This window comes from Prochlorococcus marinus, from assembly GCF_001180245.1.
GTDB lineage: Bacteria > Cyanobacteriota > Cyanobacteriia > PCC-6307 > Cyanobiaceae > Prochlorococcus_A > Prochlorococcus_A marinus_F.
The window spans coordinates 1-750 of record NZ_CVSV01000001.1; the positions used below are offsets into that span (position 1 = coordinate 1).

The 750-nt window shown below is 29.7% G+C and carries 1 protein-coding gene; it reads right to left on the reverse strand.

Going from position 1 to position 750, the window contains the following annotated elements; translation table 11 throughout:
- Positions 1-70: 70 nt before the first annotated feature.
- Positions 71-493, reverse strand: coding sequence for a hypothetical protein (locus tag AMO19_RS00005; protein ID WP_075506819.1), 423 nt, complete (start codon positions 491-493; stop codon positions 71-73).
- Between the last annotated feature and the right edge of the window lie 257 nt (positions 494-750).

A 750-nucleotide genomic window follows, 5' to 3' on the forward strand; every position in this document is an offset into this window, starting at 1 on the left:
GTGTTTTTAAGAGTTGGGGCGACAGGATTCGAGCTTGCGACCTAGTGCTCCCAAAGCGCCTGAGGAAATACTAAATAAATCTAAAAAGGATGTTCTTCAAAGTTGGAAATAATCTAAATCCTTTTTGGGACTTTTCTTTTGGAAGAAGAAAATTCTTGCAATACTTATCACTATCTCCAACAAGCTTTTCTAATTCTAATTTTGATTCTTTATAGCTTTGACTTTTTTTATCACCAAGTTGATAAGTACATAAGAATTTCAATCTTTCATTTCTGATTACCGGCTTTAATTGCCTAATAAGAAAAAATATTGTGAGAGAAAGGCTTATGAAACCTGCAAAAATAATAATTGAGGAAAAAATAGATGAAGAATAAGAATAATTATTTTTCCTTTTTTCTATCTTTTTAGACTGGGAATAAGTTTTTTTTCTTGTTGGATTTTTTCTTCCCTTGATACTATTTCGAGATATTCCATTAGTTCTTTTTTTTAACAAATTTCTTAATGAATATGTTTATAAGTTTCTTTTATCGTTTAGAAGGTGTCAAAACAAGTTGTGTATACATAAAAAGTTTTATTAGGTATTTTGTAAAAACTAATAGAAAAACCCATATTCTTTGAGGTACATACTTTGGTTTCATTAATAGTTACACGACTGGGACATAAAGAACTACACTCACAAGGCCAAATAAAGCCTTACTTAATAGCTCCCTTCAGGTTGGAATATTATCTCGAATTGCAATAGTTACTCTT